General features: G+C 60.0%; 17 protein-coding genes, 2 pseudogenes and 1 riboswitch. Of the genes and pseudogenes, 9 read left to right on the forward strand and 10 right to left on the reverse strand.

The genetic code is table 11. From position 1 onward, the window contains the following. Positions 1-17: 17 nt before the first annotated feature. A riboswitch (yybP-ykoY riboswitch) is annotated at positions 18-140 on the forward strand. A gap of 89 nt (positions 141-229) precedes the next feature. Continuing rightward, complete coding sequence (locus E3Z29_RS26435; protein ID WP_134787312.1) at positions 230-814, forward strand: TMEM165/GDT1 family protein; 585 nt, start codon at positions 230-232, stop codon at positions 812-814. Positions 815-1,014: 200 nt separating this feature from the next. Here the strand turns inward: E3Z29_RS26435 and E3Z29_RS26440 are convergent, their stop codons facing one another. Continuing rightward, positions 1,015-1,833 (reverse strand): M48 family metallopeptidase, encoded by an 819-nt coding sequence (locus E3Z29_RS26440; RefSeq protein ID WP_027612207.1) that lies wholly within the window; start codon positions 1,831-1,833, stop codon positions 1,015-1,017. A 1,442-nt stretch (positions 1,834-3,275) separates the two neighbouring features. On the opposite strand from E3Z29_RS26440, the pseudogene E3Z29_RS30065 reads away from it, so the two are divergent. Together E3Z29_RS30065 and E3Z29_RS30070 are read left to right on the forward strand one after the other, a co-directional pair. Beyond that, positions 3,276-3,335 (forward strand): annotated as a pseudogene (locus E3Z29_RS30065) (hypothetical protein); the annotation flags it as partial. Between the two features lie 198 nt (positions 3,336-3,533). Continuing rightward, a complete protein-coding gene (locus tag E3Z29_RS30070; protein ID WP_372241230.1) occupies positions 3,534-4,238 on the forward strand; it encodes a methyl-accepting chemotaxis protein in 705 nt (234 codons plus the stop codon). A 459-nt stretch (positions 4,239-4,697) separates the two neighbouring features. On the opposite strand, the gene E3Z29_RS26450 is transcribed toward E3Z29_RS30070, so the two are convergent. Genes E3Z29_RS26450 through E3Z29_RS26460 form a run of 3 tightly spaced genes read right to left on the reverse strand, consistent with a single transcriptional unit; the run spans position 4,698 to position 5,810 of the window. Then, positions 4,698-5,321 carry an SOS response-associated peptidase gene (locus tag E3Z29_RS26450; RefSeq protein WP_134787314.1) on the reverse strand — a complete coding sequence of 208 codons (624 nt, stop codon included), beginning with the start codon at positions 5,319-5,321 and terminating at the stop codon, positions 4,698-4,700. A gap of 36 nt (positions 5,322-5,357) precedes the next feature. Further along, entirely contained in the window at positions 5,358-5,618 is a 261-nt protein-coding gene (locus E3Z29_RS26455; protein ID WP_003228093.1) for a putative signal transducing protein, read from the reverse strand. A gap of 9 nt (positions 5,619-5,627) precedes the next feature. Further along, positions 5,628-5,810, reverse strand: a complete 183-nt coding sequence (locus E3Z29_RS26460; protein ID WP_134787315.1) for a CPXCG motif-containing cysteine-rich protein — start codon at positions 5,808-5,810, stop codon at positions 5,628-5,630. A 142-nt stretch (positions 5,811-5,952) separates the two neighbouring features. Between E3Z29_RS26460 and E3Z29_RS26465 the strand changes: the two genes are divergently transcribed. Then, complete coding sequence (locus tag E3Z29_RS26465; RefSeq protein ID WP_171061843.1) at positions 5,953-7,116, forward strand: 1-acyl-sn-glycerol-3-phosphate acyltransferase; 1,164 nt, start codon at positions 5,953-5,955, stop codon at positions 7,114-7,116. 143 nt (positions 7,117-7,259) lie between these two features. On the opposite strand, the gene E3Z29_RS26470 is transcribed toward E3Z29_RS26465, so the two are convergent. Beyond that, positions 7,260-7,538, reverse strand: a complete 279-nt coding sequence (locus tag E3Z29_RS26470) for a hypothetical protein (RefSeq protein ID WP_007967709.1) — start codon at positions 7,536-7,538, stop codon at positions 7,260-7,262. 194 nt (positions 7,539-7,732) lie between these two features. Here E3Z29_RS26470 and E3Z29_RS26475 point away from each other — a divergent pair, with 194 nt between their 5' ends. Beyond that, the gene (locus E3Z29_RS26475; protein ID WP_027612213.1) at positions 7,733-7,939 is read left to right on the forward strand and encodes a hypothetical protein; all 207 of its coding nucleotides are present in this window, start codon (positions 7,733-7,735) and stop codon (positions 7,937-7,939) included. Positions 7,940-8,187: 248 nt separating this feature from the next. Here E3Z29_RS26475 and E3Z29_RS26480 read toward each other — a convergent pair whose 3' ends face one another. Beyond that, the gene (locus E3Z29_RS26480; protein WP_003228101.1) at positions 8,188-8,772 is read right to left on the reverse strand and encodes a YajG family lipoprotein; all 585 of its coding nucleotides are present in this window, start codon (positions 8,770-8,772) and stop codon (positions 8,188-8,190) included. Between the two features lie 205 nt (positions 8,773-8,977). On the opposite strand from E3Z29_RS26480, the gene E3Z29_RS26485 reads away from it, so the two are divergent. Together E3Z29_RS26485 and mqo are read left to right on the forward strand one after the other, a co-directional pair. Beyond that, complete coding sequence (locus tag E3Z29_RS26485; protein ID WP_003228102.1) at positions 8,978-9,211, forward strand: hypothetical protein; 234 nt, start codon at positions 8,978-8,980, stop codon at positions 9,209-9,211. Positions 9,212-9,920: 709 nt separating this feature from the next. After that, positions 9,921-11,429: a malate dehydrogenase (quinone) gene (gene mqo, locus E3Z29_RS26490; protein WP_027612214.1), complete on the forward strand. Its 1,509-nt coding sequence runs from the start codon at positions 9,921-9,923 to the stop codon at positions 11,427-11,429. A 235-nt stretch (positions 11,430-11,664) separates the two neighbouring features. Here mqo and E3Z29_RS26495 read toward each other — a convergent pair whose 3' ends face one another. From E3Z29_RS26495 to E3Z29_RS26510, 3 genes are all read right to left on the reverse strand, one after another. Further along, the gene (locus E3Z29_RS26495) at positions 11,665-11,952 is read right to left on the reverse strand and encodes a PA4642 family protein (RefSeq protein WP_134787316.1); all 288 of its coding nucleotides are present in this window, start codon (positions 11,950-11,952) and stop codon (positions 11,665-11,667) included. 63 nt (positions 11,953-12,015) lie between these two features. Continuing rightward, the gene (locus E3Z29_RS26500) at positions 12,016-12,501 is read right to left on the reverse strand and encodes a hypothetical protein (RefSeq protein WP_027612216.1); all 486 of its coding nucleotides are present in this window, start codon (positions 12,499-12,501) and stop codon (positions 12,016-12,018) included. Positions 12,502-12,679: 178 nt separating this feature from the next. Continuing rightward, positions 12,680-13,237, reverse strand: coding sequence for a hypoxanthine-guanine phosphoribosyltransferase (locus tag E3Z29_RS26510; RefSeq protein ID WP_016987197.1), 558 nt, complete (start codon positions 13,235-13,237; stop codon positions 12,680-12,682). Positions 13,238-13,398: 161 nt separating this feature from the next. On the opposite strand from E3Z29_RS26510, the gene upp reads away from it, so the two are divergent. After that, positions 13,399-14,037, forward strand: coding sequence for a uracil phosphoribosyltransferase (gene upp, locus E3Z29_RS26515; RefSeq protein WP_003228118.1), 639 nt, complete (start codon positions 13,399-13,401; stop codon positions 14,035-14,037). 2 nt (positions 14,038-14,039) lie between these two features. Further along, positions 14,040-15,314: a uracil-xanthine permease family protein gene (locus E3Z29_RS26520; RefSeq protein WP_003228120.1), complete on the forward strand. Its 1,275-nt coding sequence runs from the start codon at positions 14,040-14,042 to the stop codon at positions 15,312-15,314. 118 nt (positions 15,315-15,432) lie between these two features. On the opposite strand, the pseudogene hemH reads toward E3Z29_RS26520, so the two are convergent. Then, positions 15,433-16,460: pseudogene (gene hemH, locus E3Z29_RS26525) on the reverse strand (ferrochelatase). Between the last annotated feature and the right edge of the window lie 2 nt (positions 16,461-16,462).

Here is a 16,462-nt window from a genome sequence, read left to right on the forward strand (position 1 = left end):
TTTGCGAAGGCAGAATCCGCTCCGTCCTAGGGGAGTAGTCTCCCACGAGCGCCAAGCTCGTCCGGCATACGTCAACATACTTGATCCTCAGATCATGGCGTATGCGACCCAAGCGTCCGCACCAGACGGATCGCAGGGTTTGACAAGACCTATGACACGCACACCTTACCCGGGGCGGGAAGGCTGTACGTGTCATAGCCGTGTCGACCCGCCCCTTAGGAAAATCCTGATGCTGGACTCGTTACTCGTTCCCACCGCAATCGTTGCCTTGGCCGAAATCGGCGACAAGACGCAACTGCTCGCGCTGATTCTCGCCGCTCGCTTTCGCAAACCCTGGCCGATCATTGCCGGTATCGTCGCTGCGACCCTGGCCAACCACGCGGCAGCCGGTGCGGTAGGCGCCTGGTTCGGCAGCTTCTTCTCCGATTCGGTGCTGCACTGGATTCTCGCCGCGAGCTTCACCGCCACTGCGCTGTGGACGCTGGTCCCGGACAAGATGGACGACGATGAAGCCAGCACCGCACGCAAGTTCGGCCCCTTCCTGACCACGCTGATCGCGTTTTTCCTCGCGGAAATCGGTGACAAGACGCAGATCGCCACCGTGATGCTGGCGGCGCAATACCCTGAGCTGTGGCTGGTGATTATCGGCACCACCCTGGGCATGTTGATTGCCAACGTGCCGGTGGTATTGGCGGGTAACTTTGCTGCGGAGAAATTGCCACTGACCTTGATCCGTCGCCTGGCGGCTTCGGCGTTTTTCATTCTGGCGATCGTTGCGGTGTACAAGGCGATGCAGAGCAGTGGCTGGATTTAACCCCTGAGCCGTGATCTGACAATTAACTGTGGCGAGGGGATTTATCCCCGATGGGGCGCGAAGCGCCCCCAAACCTGCCTCCTCAGAGTGTCAGACATAACGCATTTGCAGGTTTTGGGGCTGCTTCGCAGCCCATCGGGGATAAATCCCCTCGCCACAACAGCCCTCCCAACCTGAAGAATCGTTGTGTCCTTCGACTCTTAGGACTTCGGCGCTTTCTCGTACAGCGGCATGACTTTTGGAATCGCCGCCTGCAGCGAGGCGATCCGGCTGGACGAGGCCGGGTGGGTGCTCATGAACTCCGGCGGTGCGCCTTCCGAAGCCTTGCTCATCTTGTTCCACAAGGTGATCGCCGCATTCGGGTTGTACCCGGCGCGGGCGGCCAGTTCCAGGCCGATCAGGTCGGCTTCGTTTTCGTTGGCACGGCTGTTGGGCAAGGTCATGCCGTAGTTGGCCACGGTGTCGGCCAGCGCCAGGCTGTCCTGACCCAGACCGAGCAACGCACCGGCACCCTGCTTGGCCATTTCAATGCCATAGGCTTTGGACATCGCCTCACGACCGTGCTCGCGCAGGGCGTGGGCGATTTCATGGCCCATGACCGCCGCGATTTCATCGTCGGTCAGCTTCAGGCTGTCGATCAGCCCGGTGTAGAAAATGATCTTGCCGCCAGGGCCACAGTTGGCGTTGAGCTCGTCGCTCTTGATCAGATTGACTTCCCACTGCCACTGCGCCGCATCCGGGCGGAAGTTCGGTGCCTGGGCAATCAGCCGGTTGGCAATCGCCTGAACCCGCTTGGCCTCCGGGCTGGTCTTGTCCAGCACGCCTTTGCTCGACGCCTCGCCGACGGTCTTCTGATAGGACTGGGCATACATCTGGTCGACCTCTTGCGAGGACAGCATGCTGAACATGTACTGCTTGCGCTCCACCCCCACGGCTCCGCCGCTGGTGGTGTTGACCGACTGACAACCGGCCAGCAACAGCGCTGCGCTCAGTGCACTTACAACCAATGTCTTGTTCATTCAAAAGCTCCCTGAAAACCTGCCGCGTATCGTAGGGGGTGAATTGTATCGGCGCCAGATACAACAGACGTGTTGCAGCGTCTTTCGGAAGTTTCCCACCGCTGTTGTCGTAAAAAATTCACAGCAACCGGCAAGTCTGCTGCCGCTGCGTCGCGCACCGATCCATTTGCGACATCCTCCGCCCTTTGTTCCGCTCAACGCTCATGGCGCCATGCCTGCTGCCGATACAACAGCGCAGACGTCCTCTTGCGTGCGGAGCTCCCATGAAGTTCAAGTCGATCCAGTTTTCCGTCGCCGCCCTGGCCGGCGCCATCGTGCTCAGCGTGGTCGCCGCGCTGGTGCTGTACGCGCTGTTTTCCGGTGCCCGCACCCAGGACATGGTGCAACAGCGCACCCAGGCGCAGTTCGAACAAGTCATCGAACAACGCCTGACCTCGCTGGCGCAGACTCAGGTCAGCCAGATCCAGCGCGAACTCGAAGCACCGCTGCTGATTGCCGGCGGACTGGTGCGGGTCAACGCGCTGCTCGGCACGCCGGGCGCCGACGGCCAGCCGCGACTGACCATCAGCCGCGAGCAACTGATCAGCCTGATCAAGGAGAACGTCGAGCAGAACCCGAAAATTCTCGGCACCTACATCGGCTGGGAAAAAAACGCCCTGGACCACAATGACGCGGCCTACGTCGGCACCCGCGTGGTCGGTATCGACGCGGCCAACGGGCGCTTCCTGCCCTGGTGGTTCCGCAATGACGACGGCACCCTGGGCCTGGACAAACTGGCGGACGTCGATGACCAGAAAGTCCTGTCCACTGGCGTACGGGCCAGCGAGTACTACCTGTGCTCGAAAGAGAGCAAGAAATCCTGCGTGATCGATCCGGCGCCGTACAAGGTCGGCGACAAGATCGTCATGCTCGCCTCCTTTATTGAACCGATCATGCTCAACGGCGCATTCCAGGGCATCGTCGGCGCCGACCTGTCGGTGAACTTCATCCAGGAAATGCTCCTCGGCGCCAACCAGAAGTTGTACAGCGGCGCCGGGCAAATGGCTCTGATTGGCGGCAACGGCCGGATCGTGGCCTACACCCAGGATCCGAGCAAATTCGGTGAAAAGGTCAGCGACATTCTCGACGCCGAGCAGATCGCCAACATGGCCAATCTCAAACGCGGCGAAGTCACCTACTCGGTCAACAAGGACAAGGGCCGCATCGAGCTGTACCTGCCGTTCGGCATCGGCCAGACCGACGCGCGCTGGACCCTGATGCTGCAACTGCCGTTGAACGCGGTGATGGCGGATCTGCAAAAACTCCAGGCCGACCTTGATGCGCAACGCAAGTCCGACACCTTCGGCATGGCCATGGTCGGCCTGATCATCGCCGCCATCGGTTTGCTGGTGATCTGGCTGGTGGGGCACGGCATCGCCCGGCCACTGAAGCAGATGGTCGCCATGCTGGATGACATCGCCAAAGGTGAAGGCGACCTGACCCGTCGCTTGAGCAGTGATCGCAGCGATGAACTCGGCTCGATTGCCAAAGGTTTCAACACCTTCCTCGCCAAGTTGCAGGCGATGATCACGCAGGTGGTGACGTCGGTGCAGAGCGTCAGCGATTCCTCGGAGCACACTGCCGACATCGCGATTCGCACCAACATCGGCATTCAGAAACAAATGGCCGAGATCGATCAGGTCGCCACCGCGGTGCAGGAGATGACCGCGACTGCGCAAGACGTGGCGCGCAACGCCACTCAGGCTGCGCAAGCCGCCAGCCACGCGGATCAGGCTGCCGGCCAAGGCATGCAGATCGTCCGTGATACGTCGAACTCGATTGGCGTACTGGCGGTGGAAATCGGCAAAGCGGTGGAGGTGGTGCAGACGCTGGCCAAGGACAGCGAAAACATCAACGCAATCCTCATCGCGATTCGCGGGATCGCCGAGCAGACCAACCTGCTGGCGCTGAACGCAGCGATCGAAGCGGCGCGGGCCGGCGAGCAGGGTCGCGGCTTTGCGGTGGTGGCGGACGAGGTGCGCAATCTGGCACAGAAAACCCAGAAGGCCACCGAAGAAATCCAGAGCATGATCCAGCAGCTGCAACAGGGCACCCGCGATGTGGTGCGGGTCATGGAGGACAGCCAGAACCGCACCGACGAAAGCGTGCAGCACGCGGCGAAAGCGGCTGAAGCGCTGGAGACAATTACTCAGGCGGTGTCGGTGATCAATGACATGAATACGCAGATTGCCAGTGCGGCGGAAGAACAGAGCGCAGTGGCCGATGACATCAACCGTAATGTGATCAATATCGGTCAGGTGGCGAATGAAGTGGCGGGCGGTGCGGATGAGTCGAGTTCGGCCAGTGCCGGCCTGACTAAATTGGCGGAGCAGCAGCGGCGGTTGATCAATCAGTTCAAGGTCTGAAAAGCGAAAAGCCCCTCACCCTAACCCTCTCCCAGAGGGAGAGGGGACTGACCGAGTTGTCTCCCGTCATACATCGACCTGAAATAACCAGTCGATTATGGATTCAAAGCTGAGCGTTCAAGTCGGTATATTTCGTCAATATCCCCCAATCAGACCCCTCTCCCTCTGGGAGAGGGGAATGACCGAGTTGTCTCCCGTCATACATCGACCTGAAATAACCAGTCGATTATGGATTCAAAGCTGAGCGTTCAAGTCGGTATATTTCGTCAATATCCCCCAATCAGTCCCCTCTCCCTCAGGGAGAGGGGTCTGACCGAGTTGTCTCCCGTCATACATCGACCTGAAATAACCAGTCGATTATGGATTCAAAGCTGAGCGTTCAAGTCGGTATATTTCGTCAATATCCCCCAATCAGTCCCCTCTCCCTCAGGGAGAGGGTTAGGGTGAGGGGCTTTTGACTTAACCCGGGGTCAGGCATTCCGGCCCATTGAGCTTCGGATCATTCACCAGATTCGCCAACACCCGCTCGCGCAATACCGCCGGCTCACTGGCGAGCAAGCCCTGCAGCACATGCAACGGCGTCGCGGGATCGAGCCAGGCCGCCTGCCCCGCCTCATCGAGAATCAACGGTCGGCGCTGACTGGCCGCCGGCTGCGTGATGACGGCGGTGCTCAGCCACACCTGCTCCTGCACCGGATACGCCTCCCAGATCGCCGCGAAAAACAGCGACGAGCCCTCCCCCGGCGTCAGCCAGTACGGGCGCTTGCGCAGATTGCCGCGCCATTCGTAGAAACCGTTGGCCGGCAACAGACAACGACGCAGGCGCAGCGCCTCGCGGAACATCGGTTGCTCGGCGACGGTTTCGGCCCGGGCATGCGCCGGGGTACGCGACAGATCGGTCAGCCACGGTGGCGTCAGCCCCCAACGGGCGCGGGCCAGGGTGCGTTGGCCGTCGGCCTCGGCACGCAGCATCAACACCGAATCATTGGGGGAAATGTTCCACTGCGCCTGCTGATCGGCGGGAAATCCGGGCAGGGCCGCGAAATCGCGGTTCCAGCGAAACAGGGCATAACGTCCACACATGGCGCAACACGACTCAAAAATAAAACGAACGTCAGCCTAACAGACCAGCGTCCCGGGGAAGCTCTCCGGTTCATCGCCGGGCAGCGGCAGCGCGGCATTGTACGCGGTGATCAGTTCGCGGGCGTATTCGGCCTGATCGTTTTCGACCGACAGCCCCAGCAGGCCAAAAATCGGCAATTCCCCCGTGCCGCCGAGCAGATCGCGGCCCACCAGGTGCGCTTCGATGCCTTCACTGGCGAGCATGCCCTTGAGCATCTCGCCCTCCATCAGGTTTTCCGGCTCGTAGATTCGCTGCATGGGCGCCCCTCACTCGTTTTCGCTGAAGACTTCCAGAAACCAATCCTCGCCATGCACCTGCAAGACAAACTTGATCGGTTGACAACACACCTGGCAGTCCTCGATGTAGGTCTGATCACCGCCGGACAGGTCCACCGTCGTCTCGACCTCTTCACCACAATACGGACATTCATACAGTGCGCTTTCCAGCATCGCGGTCTCCCAGGTGACTTGTGCGTATAATCGCCGGTCTATTTGCAGGGCTATTTTTGTCTGGCTACCTTTTCAGACCGTGCCCCGTTGGTTTTCGATCAAAACCTTTACTTACCCTAGCCGTTTCCAACAAGAGAGCATGATGGGCGAATTCGATGCCATCCGACCTTACGACGACAGCGAAGTACCTGCGGTACTGGCAAGACTGCTCGGCGACAAGGCGTTTCTAGATATCCTCACCCACTTCCGCTTCCCGCGTTTTGCCGGTGCCTTCGGCTGGATGCTCAAACCACTTATAGCCCATCGGTTGCGTCGTGAGTTTGCCGACGTGACCTCCGTGGCCACTTTGCAGGACAAAGTCGAGTTCTACGTCGACCACACCATCGAGCGCGCCACTGATGGCGTGACCTACACCGGTGTCGAGCAATTCAAGTCCGGCAGCGCCTACCTGTTCATTGCCAATCATCGCGACATCGTGATGGACCCGGCCTTCGTCAACTATGCGGTGTACCACGCCGGCCTGCCGACCCCGCGCATCGCGATCGGCGACAACCTGCTGCAGAAACCCTTCGTCAGCGATCTGATGCGCCTGAACAAGAGCTTTATCGTGCACCGCTCGATCACCGGACGTCGCGAGAAGATGGCGGCGTATCAATTGCTGTCGGCGTACATCAACCACTCGATCCGCAACGATTGCGCCTCGATCTGGATCGCGCAGGCTGAAGGCCGGGCAAAGGACGGCGACGACCGTACCGAGTCGGCGATCCTCAAGATGTTCCACATGAGCCGCAAGGACGAGCCGTTCGGTGAAGTGATTCAGTCGCTGAACCTGACCCCGGTGTCGATCAGCTACGAATACGACCCGTGCGACCAGGCCAAGGCACGTGAGCTGTACATCCGCGCCACCACCGGCACCTACGCCAAGGCGCCGGGCGAGGATGACGTGAGCATTGCCAAGGGCATCACCGGCTACAAGGGCCGGGTGCACGTGAACTTCGCTGCGCCGATCACCGAGCTGTTCGAAGACACCAAGCAATTGGCGGTCGAGATGGACAAGCAGATTCTCGGCGGATACCGCCTGTTCCCGGTGCATTACCTGGCGTACGCGCAGTGGGCCGATGCCGATCCGCAATTGAACGTGCCGAAGGCTGCCGAAGTGTTCCCGGCGGATGAACTGGCCAAGGCGCAGGAAGAATGGCAGCGCCGACTGGACGCCTGCCCTGAAGAGCACCGTCCGTATCTGGTGCTGCAATATGCGACGCCGGTGCGCAATCAGTACCGAGTGAAGGCTGGGTTACCGTTGTAAACAGGCATAGCGGAGCCCCTGTGGCGAGGGGATTTATCCCCGATGGGTCGCGAAGCGGCCCCAGGATTCTGCCTGAATAATCATGGGCCTGCTGCGCAGGCCATCGGGGATAAATCCCCTCGCCACAAGGTTTTGCATTCGCTTCAGAAGCGCGTGCTGATCCAGGAGACGATCAGGGCCAGCCCGAGGCAGGCAAAACCGAAGCGGTAGAAAAAGCGGTTCATGCGCAACGTCGCCCAATCCAGAATCGGTTCGGCGTTGGGTTGGGCCTGGCGTTGCGCGGCGATGCTGGCCATGGCGCGTTGTTCACGACGGCGGGTCGCGTGCAGCAGCCAACTGCCGGGGAAGGCCAGTGCCAACGCCAGCAGGTTGATCAATTTGGCGGGATGGGCGGTAAACAGCGTCATCAAGTGCAGCGACATCACAGACCTCGGAACTGAATCGGTGTGGCAGGCGCCCGATCGACGACCGCGGCGCGGATTCTACCGAAACACGCCTCCACTACCCTACCCTTTGCGACAAATAACCTGACAATCGACCGATGGCTGTCCTGTGTCACGGCATCGTCATTTACATCGGCCACCATGCGCGCCTCGAAACACACATGGAACGCGACATGCTGCACGCCGAAAACCAGGATCGTCTGTACCTCATCACCCCGACCGACGAACAACAAAGCCTCGTCGGCAGCCTCGCCTTCAATGTTCAGGATCGCCACTGGCTGGTGTATTGCGCCCTCGGCGGGCATCAGCATGCGGATTTGCCGGAGACGGATTTGCTGACGGGTGTCAGCGTGCTTGATTTTTATTCCCAAGCAGCCTGAAAAGTAAAAGCTCCCTCACCCTAACCCTCTCCCGGAGGGAGAGGGGACTGACCGAGTTGTTTATTCGAGGTGCATCGACCTGAAAACTCGAGGTGAACGCCGGTTCTGAAAAGCCCCCGATCGGCTCCCTTCCCCCCCTCGCCCCCCCCCTGGGGGAGAGGGCTGGGGTGAGGGGGTACGATTCCATGCCCCACAAAAAAGCCCGGAGCCATCACTGGCGCCGGGCTTTTTCACATCAACCGCACAGCTTACTCGGCGAGGATCTGACCCACGGTCGGGTCCTTGAACAGACGGGTCAAGGCATCGCTCAACACGTCGCTGACCAGCTTGGTGTTGGTTTCCTGGTTCGGCGCCATGCCGAAACGCTGGTCCAGCGAAGCGCCGTAGCGGCCGCTGTAGCGACGGTTGCCGCTCTGCACGTCGGAGCGGAAGGTCGCGCCGATGGTGGCTTCGGTCACGTACATGCCTTCTTTCGGCGACTGGTACTTCAGCTCGGTCAGGGTCACGGTCAGTTGCGGTGCGTTCATCCCGTTGCTGGTCGGGGTGAAGCCGAGCAGACGCACGGCGGCTTCAGCCTGAGCCTGCAACTTGGGCAGGATCTGCTCACGCTGCACGGTGATCGCGCTGGTTTCCGGGTACAGGCCGCCGCGGGTGCCGAGGGTTGGCGACGGACGACCGTCAACCACACGCACCACCACTTGCTGGCCATGGCCGACCGGGGCCAACTGCGTGGTCAGCTTCGGTTCCGGGCTCAGTTGTTGCGGGCTGTGGGCGCAGCCAACCAGGGTCAAACTGGTCACAGTGATCAAACCGAACAACAGGCGTTGCAACATGCTCTTTTCTCCAGAATCAGGCACAAACAGGCCGGCAGTATAGCGGTGGGCCACTGCGGGTCACCAGCACCCGACAGTGAATACTCAAATGTCTGACCCAGCCGTGGGAATGCGGTTCCTGTCACAGATTATTCACCGCCCATACACGTTGGCGTCACGGCCGCCCGGCAAGCTTCAAACCAGTCCTCCAACAAGGTACTCGGCCATGCGCTATCTGATCTCGTTGTTCGCCCCACGCCCACTGCACCGCAGCTTTGCCCTGCTCGACCGCAACGGTCATTGCCAGGCATTCAAACAGTGCAGCCTGCAACCGATGGGCGATGGTTGGGTGGAAATCGAAGAAATCCGCCTCAACTGGTTGCACCAGCCACTGCCCGCCAGCGCCCGCGTCATACCGTCGCAGCCCCGCGCACGCGTGCAAGCGATGTTGAGCATCTGACCGGATGCCTAATAAAAGTCATTAAACACGAGCAACTGCCCGCATTTCTTCGATACAATCTCCCCCCGATTATAAGGACGTCTCCTGATCGGGCCCCGCAACACCGTCAATGCGCATGCATCGACACCCAAATCGCCCACAGAGAGCCGCCCACACAGATCGAGTGAAGTTGGCGCGCTTGCCTGTTCTTCCGGCAAAAACCCCGCTTTTCGCGAATCTGCAGAGCTGTCATGACGCTCGGCCACCGCGTTGTTTTGCCCTTGCGGGCAGGGTGCCAGGCCTGGACAGCCCTTTTTTGAGGTTCACGTCTTCAAAAGAGCGTGAAAAAAACGGGTTTTCACAACTTCACAAGAGTGTGGCGAGCAAATGAAAAGTTTTGCGTCTGAACATGCACCATTAGCGTCTGAAACAGCCCAACGACACAGGACCGGGTATACCTCGAACATCGGAGCCTGAAGCCTGTCCGCTACGGATTTGGTTGCACAAAAACGGATGTCTCGACCATAAGTCGAATTGCCAGCCGCGTGCTGAAATGAGTTCATGGAGCTCTTGAAGCCAGGCCGCATGCATCCGTCGAAGTTGCGAAAAATTGCGAAGATTCGGACATGACGAACCTGACCATGGGTACCCGGGGCCCAACTGACCTGCCCCGTCACTCCCTGGCAGTCATGCCGACAATTTGGTGCTGCAGATTTTGGAGACGCGTTAAATGGCGCATAACGAAGCAGTCGACGTAGTTCTGGTTGGGGCGGGCATCATGAGTGCCACCCTGGCAGTACTGCTCAAAGAGCTCGACCCGGCGATCAAGCTGGAAGTCGTCGAGTTGATGGATTCCGGTGCTGCGGAGAGTTCCAACCCGTGGAACAACGCCGGTACCGGCCACGCCGGCCTGTGCGAGCTGAACTACACGCCGCAGGCAGCCGACGGCAGCGTCGATATCAAGAAAGCCGTGCACATCAACACCCAGTTCGAAGTGTCCAAACAGTTCTGGTCGTACCTGACCAAGAAAGGCACCTTCGGCTCGTGCAAATCCTTCATCAGCCCGGTGCCGCACCTGAGCTTCGTTCAGGGTGACAAAGGCGTGTCGTTCCTCAAGGAACGCTTCAACGTGCTGCACAAGCACCACGCCTTCTCCGACATGGAATACACCGAAGACAAGGCCAAGATGGCCGAGTGGATGCCGCTGATGATGCCGGGCCGCTCGCCGGATGAAGTCCTGGCCGCGACCCGCGTGATGAATGGCACCGACGTCAACTTCGGCGCCCTGACCAATCAGTTGCTCAAGCACCTGACCAGCGCACCGGACACCCAGGTCAAATACTGCAAGCGCGTCACCGGCCTCAAGCGTAACGGCGCCGGCTGGACCGTCAGCATCAAGGACGTCAACAGCGGCGCCAGCCGTGAAGTCGACGCCAAGTTCGTCTTCCTCGGCGCTGGCGGCGCGGCTCTGCCATTGCTGCAGGCTTCGGGCATCGAAGAAAGCAAAGGCTTCGGCGGCTTCCCGATCAGCGGGCAATGGCTGCGTTGCGACAACCCGGAGGTGGTCAAGCACCACCAGGCCAAGGTCTACAGCCAGGCGGCAGTCGGTTCGCCACCGATGTCGGTGCCGCACCTGGACACCCGTGTGGTCGATGGCAAGAAATCCCTGCTGTTCGGGCCATACGCCGGTTTCACCACCAAGTTCCTCAAGCACGGTTCCTTCATGGACCTGCCGCTGTCGGTTCGCGCCGGCAACATCGGCCCGATGCTGGCAGTGGCGAAGAACAACATGGACCTGACCAAATATCTGGTCAGCGAAGTGATGCAATCGATGGAGCAGCGTCTGGAATCCCTGCGCCGCTTCTACCCTGAGGCGAAAGCCGAGGACTGGCGCCTGGAAGTGGCCGGCCAACGGGTACAGATCATCAAGAAAGACCCGAAAAAGGGCGGCATCCTGCAATTCGGTACCGAACTGGTTGCGGCGAAAGACGGCTCCCTCGCCGCCCTGCTCGGCGCTTCGCCAGGTGCTTCGGTAACCGTTTCGATCATGCTCGAGCTGATCGAGAAATGCTTCCCGGCCAAGGCCAAGGGTGAGTGGGCGGCCAAACTGGCGGAAATCTTCCCGGCCCGCGAGAAGGTTCTGGAAACCGATGCTGCGCTGTATCGCAAGATCAACACGCAGAACAACATCGCGTTGGAACTGGTTGAAGAAAGCAGCGAGACCCCAAGCTTCGCTTGATCTTGCGACATAAAAAACGCCCCGTACTCAGTGAGTGCGGGGCGTTTTTTTTGCTGGGATAAAAACCAATACTGCTGGCTCACCAACACTTGTGGTGAGGGGATTTATCCCCGATCGGCTGCGCAGCAGTCGCAAAACCATTGATGCGATTTACCTGACACCCTTGCACTCAGGCTTCGGGGCCGCTACGCAGCCCATCGGGGATAAATCCCCTCGCCACAGATATCGGGTGATCTCAACCGCGAGCCTTGTCGATCAGCTCGATGTACTCGGCCGCGTTACGCTGATCCTTGATCAGCTCAACGAAGGTCTGACCGTGCTCGTCCTTGCCATCCACGTCATAACCGGCAGCCACGAAGAACGTCAGGAAGCGCTCGAAATCGTCGATGCGCAGGCCACGGTAGGCCTTGATCAGTTTGTGCAGCGACGGCGAAGTGGCGTCGACCGGTTCAAAATCGAGGAACAGCTTGATCTGCTCATCGCCGATCTCGTCACCAATCACCTGTTTCTTATCTTTACGCATTGCCGACTCCAGCTCGCAGACATTACACGGGGCGGGCAGTTTACCCCTGCCCAGCCACCAGGCTCAACGCGCACGAACGGCCCCGGTGTGCAGATCGGCCCAGATGTGGCCGTTGGCGTAACTGAGGAACTGTACATACACCGTGTCGTTGCGCAGCAGATCGATCACCACCCGGTACTGGGCCAGCGGGTAAAACAGGGTCAGGGTTTTGCTCTTGTCGTCATAAGCCGGTTTTTTCAGGCTTTTGCTTTCGCCATCGAAATTGACCAGCACCTGGGCGATGGTTGCGCCCTTGTTCAGCGACTTGCCCTTGAGGCGGATCATCAGCGGCGACGTGACCGGAATCGGCTGCTGATTGGACTGGCGTTGTGCGCCGACCACCACCGAATAATCGGTGACCTGCAGCAATTGTTGCTGCTCGGGTTCGGCATCGCGCAGGGTCAGGTCGTCCGGCGGCAGGAATTGACTGTGCATCGGTGCCGGGGCGGCGGCCAGAGGCAGGCTGAGGGTCAGCAACAGGGCGGCAAGACTGCGGATCAGAAGGCTCATGACAGGCTCCGGGGGCGGGGCGGAGCACTCTAGCATGGGTGTAGCAGATGGATCAGCACACACAAAACAACTGTAGGAGTGAGCCTGCTCGCGATAGCGTCGTATCAGTCAACATCAACATTGCTGACAGATCGCTATCGCGAGCAGGCTCACTCCTACAGGGGATAGTGCAGGGTTCTTACATGCCTTTAACGGCAAAGATCCCGTTGGCGTTGCGCCAGTAACCTTTGTAGTCCATGCCGTAACCGAAGATGTAGCGGTCAATGCACGGCAGGCCGACGAAGTCTGCCTTCAGATCAGGACGCGCCTTGCGGTCGTGATCCTTGTCGATCAGCACGGCGGTGTGCACTTTGCGCGCGCCGGCGTGTTTGCAGAAGTCGATGATCGCGCCCAGGGTGTGACCTTCGTCGAGGATGTCGTCGATGATCAGCACGTCGCGGTCGATGAACGAGACTTCCGGCTTGGCTTTCCAGAACAGGTCGCCGCCGCTGGTTTCGTTGCGATAACGGGTCGCGTGCAGGTAGGACGCTTCCAGCGGGAATTGCAGGTGAGTCAGCAGTTTTCCGGAGAAGATCAGGCCGCCGTTCATCACGCAGAACACCACCGGGTTGCTGTCGGCCAGTTGTTCGTTGATTTGTGCACCGACGCGGGCGATGGCGGCCTCGACTTCAGATTCGGTGTACAGGCAGTCAGCCTCTCGCATGATTTGACGGATATGCTCGAGATCAGCGGACATGGCGCTCTCCAGGGGGATGTTTTCGGAAAAGCGGGCAAAGGTACGCATCCCGTGAGGTCGAATCAAGCCTTAATGGACTAACGTACTCAATGTCCTATAGGACATCACCCTCGGATAGATTAATCTAGGCCGGTTTTTTTGCCCGCCGCCGGAGTTTTTCCATGCCCATCCTCGAGATCCGCCACCCGCTGATCCGCCATAAACTCGGCCTGATGCGCCGCGCCGATATCAGCACCAAGAATTTCCGTGAGCTTGCTCAGGAAGTCGGCGCCCTGTTGACCTATGAAGCTACAAAAGATCTGCCGCTCGAATCCTACGATATCGCAGGTTGGTGCGGCACTGTGTCGGTGGAGAAAATCGCCGGCAAGAAGATCACCGTCGTGCCGATCCTGCGCGCCGGCATCGGCATGCTCGAAGGCGTGCTGAGCCTGATCCCGGGTGCCAAGGTTTCCGCTGTGGGCGTTGCCCGCAATGAAGAAACCCTGCAAGCGCACACTTATCTGGAAAAACTGGTTCCGGAAATCGACGAACGGCTGGCGATGATCATCGACCCGATGCTCGCCACCGGCAGCTCCATGGTCGCGACCATCGATCTGCTGAAGAAAGCCGGTTGCAAGGACATCCGCGCAATGGTGCTGGTGGCCGCGCCGGAAGGCATTGCCGCTGTGGAACAGGCTCACCCGGACGTGACCATCTACACCGCTTCCATCGATGAGCGTCTGAACGAACACGGTTACATCATCCCAGGGCTTGGCGATGCCGGTGACAAGATCTTCGGTACCAAGCAGAAGGACGCGTGAGCATGCAGCAAGAGTTCAACGATCCGCTCTGGCGCACGGTGCTGTCCGGCGCCCAGATGCTGTTCGTGGCTTTCGGCGCCCTGGTGCTGATGCCGCTGATCACCGGGCTTGACCCGAACGTGGCACTGTTTACCGCGGGTCTGGGGACGATCCTGTTCCAGATCGTCACCGGGCGTCAGGTGCCGGTGTTTCTGGCGTCGAGCTTTGCCTTCATCACCCCGATCATTCTCGCCAAGGGCCAGTTCGGCCTCGCCGCGACCATGGGCGGCGTGATGGCAGCCGGTTTCGTCTACACCTTCCTCGGCCTCGCCGTGAAGATCAAGGGCACCGGTTTCATCGACCGCCTGCTGCCGCCGGTGGTGATTGGTCCGGTAATCATTTCCATCGGCCTGGCCATGGCGCCGATTGCCGCGAACATGGCGATGGGCAAGGCGGGCGACGGCTCCGAGCTGATCCACTACCAGACCGCGATGATGATCTCGATGCCAGCGCTGCTGACCACGTTGATTGTGGCAGTGTTCGGTAAAGGCATCTTCCGTCTGGTGCCGATCATTTCCGGGGTGCTGGTGGGTTTCGCCATGTCGTTCTATTTCGGCGTGGTCGATACCGCGAAGATTGCGGCGGCGCCATGGTTCGCCCTGCCGCACTTCACCGCTCCGGAGTTCAACTGGCAGGCGATCCTGTTCATCGTTCCGGTGGCGCTGGCTCCGGCCATCGAGCACATCGGCGGAGTGATCGCGGTGGGTAGCGTGACTGGTCGTGACTATCTGAAGAAACCGGGCCTGCATCGCACCCTGCTCGGCGACGGCATCGCCACCACGGCGGCCGGTCTGTTTGGCGGCCCGCCGAACACCACCTACGCCGAAGTGACCGGCGCGGTGATGTTGACCAAGAACTACAACCCGAAAATCATGACCTGGGCGGCGATCTTCGCCATCACCCTGGCGTTCATCGGCAAGTTCGGCGCGCTGCTGCAAAGCATTCCGGTGCCGGTGATGGGCGGGATTCTGTGCCTGCTGTTCGGCTCGATCGCGGCGGTGGGGATGAACACCCTGATCCGTCACAAGATCGACCTCGGTGAGGCGCGCAATCTGGTGATCGTGTCGGTGACCCTGGTGTTCGGTATCGGCGGTGTGCTGGTCGGCACCGGCACTGGCCCGGACGACTTCGGCCTCAAAGGCATCGCGCTGTGCGCGGTGGTGGCGATTGCGCTGAACCTGATTCTGCCGGGCAATGATGGCTGGAAGAACAAGAAGGCCGATGAGCCGCTGATTTAAGGGTCTAGATCCTTGTTGTCTGACAGATAGCTTTCGCGAGCAAGCCCGCTCCCACATTTGATCTTCAGCGCACCGTAGATCAAATGTGGGAGCGGGCTTGCTCGCGAAGCTTTTGGCTTTAAAGCGCCAGCGGCGCTCGTTCACACAGGGTTGCCAACGCCTTCGCCCATTGCGGGTCGTCATTCAGGCACGGCACCAGCACCAACTCCTCGCCCCCCGCTTCGCGGAACTGTTCCTTGCCGCGATCACCGATCTCTTCCAGCGTCTCGATGCAATCGGCGACAAACGCCGGGCACATCACCAGAATCTTCTTCACCCCGCTTTGCGCCAGCTCGTCCAGCCGCGCTTCAGTGTAGGGTTCGATCCACTTCGCCCGCCCCAGACGCGACTGAAACGACACCGACCATTTGCCATCGGCAATGCCCGCGCGCTTGGCGAACTCTGCGGCGGTGCGCATGCACTGGGCGCGGTAACAGGTGGCCAGCACGGCCGGCGAAGCGTTCTTGCAGCAATCCGCGTTTTTCAAGCAGTGATTGCCAGTCGGATCGAGCTTGGTCAGGTGCCGCTCCGGCAAGCCATGGAAGCTCAACAGCAAGTGATCGTAGTCCTGCTGCAAATGCGGGGTAGCGCTGGCGACCAGCGCGTCGATGTACTCAGGCTGATCGTAAAACGGTTGCAGCACCGAGAGTTTTACATCGAGCTTCTTCTCGCGAATCACCCGCTTGGCTTCTTCGATCACCGTGGTCGTGGTGCTGTCAGCGAACTGTGGATAAAGCGGTGCCAGCGTGATGCGCTTGTGCCCCGCAGCCACCAGTTGCAGCAATTTGGTTTCAATCGACGGCTCGCCATAACGCATGGCCAGTTCCACCGGGCCGTGGGTCCACTGGGTGGTCATCTGCTGCTGCAGACGACGGCTGAGCACCACCAGCGGCGAGCCCTCCTCCCACCAGATCGAAGCGTAGGCATGTGGGCCGATTGCTCGGGGCGCTTGATCAGGATCAGCGACACCAACAGCCGCCGCACCGGCCACGGCAGGTCGATCACATACGGGTCCATCAGAAATTGATTGAGGTAGCTGCGTACATCGGCCACCGAGGTGGAGGCCGGGGAACCCAGGTTGACCAGAAGCAAGGCGTGATCGGTCATGC

The sequence above is a fragment of the Pseudomonas sp. S150 genome (assembly GCF_004526365.1).
GTDB lineage: Bacteria > Pseudomonadota > Gammaproteobacteria > Pseudomonadales > Pseudomonadaceae > Aquipseudomonas > Aquipseudomonas putida_A.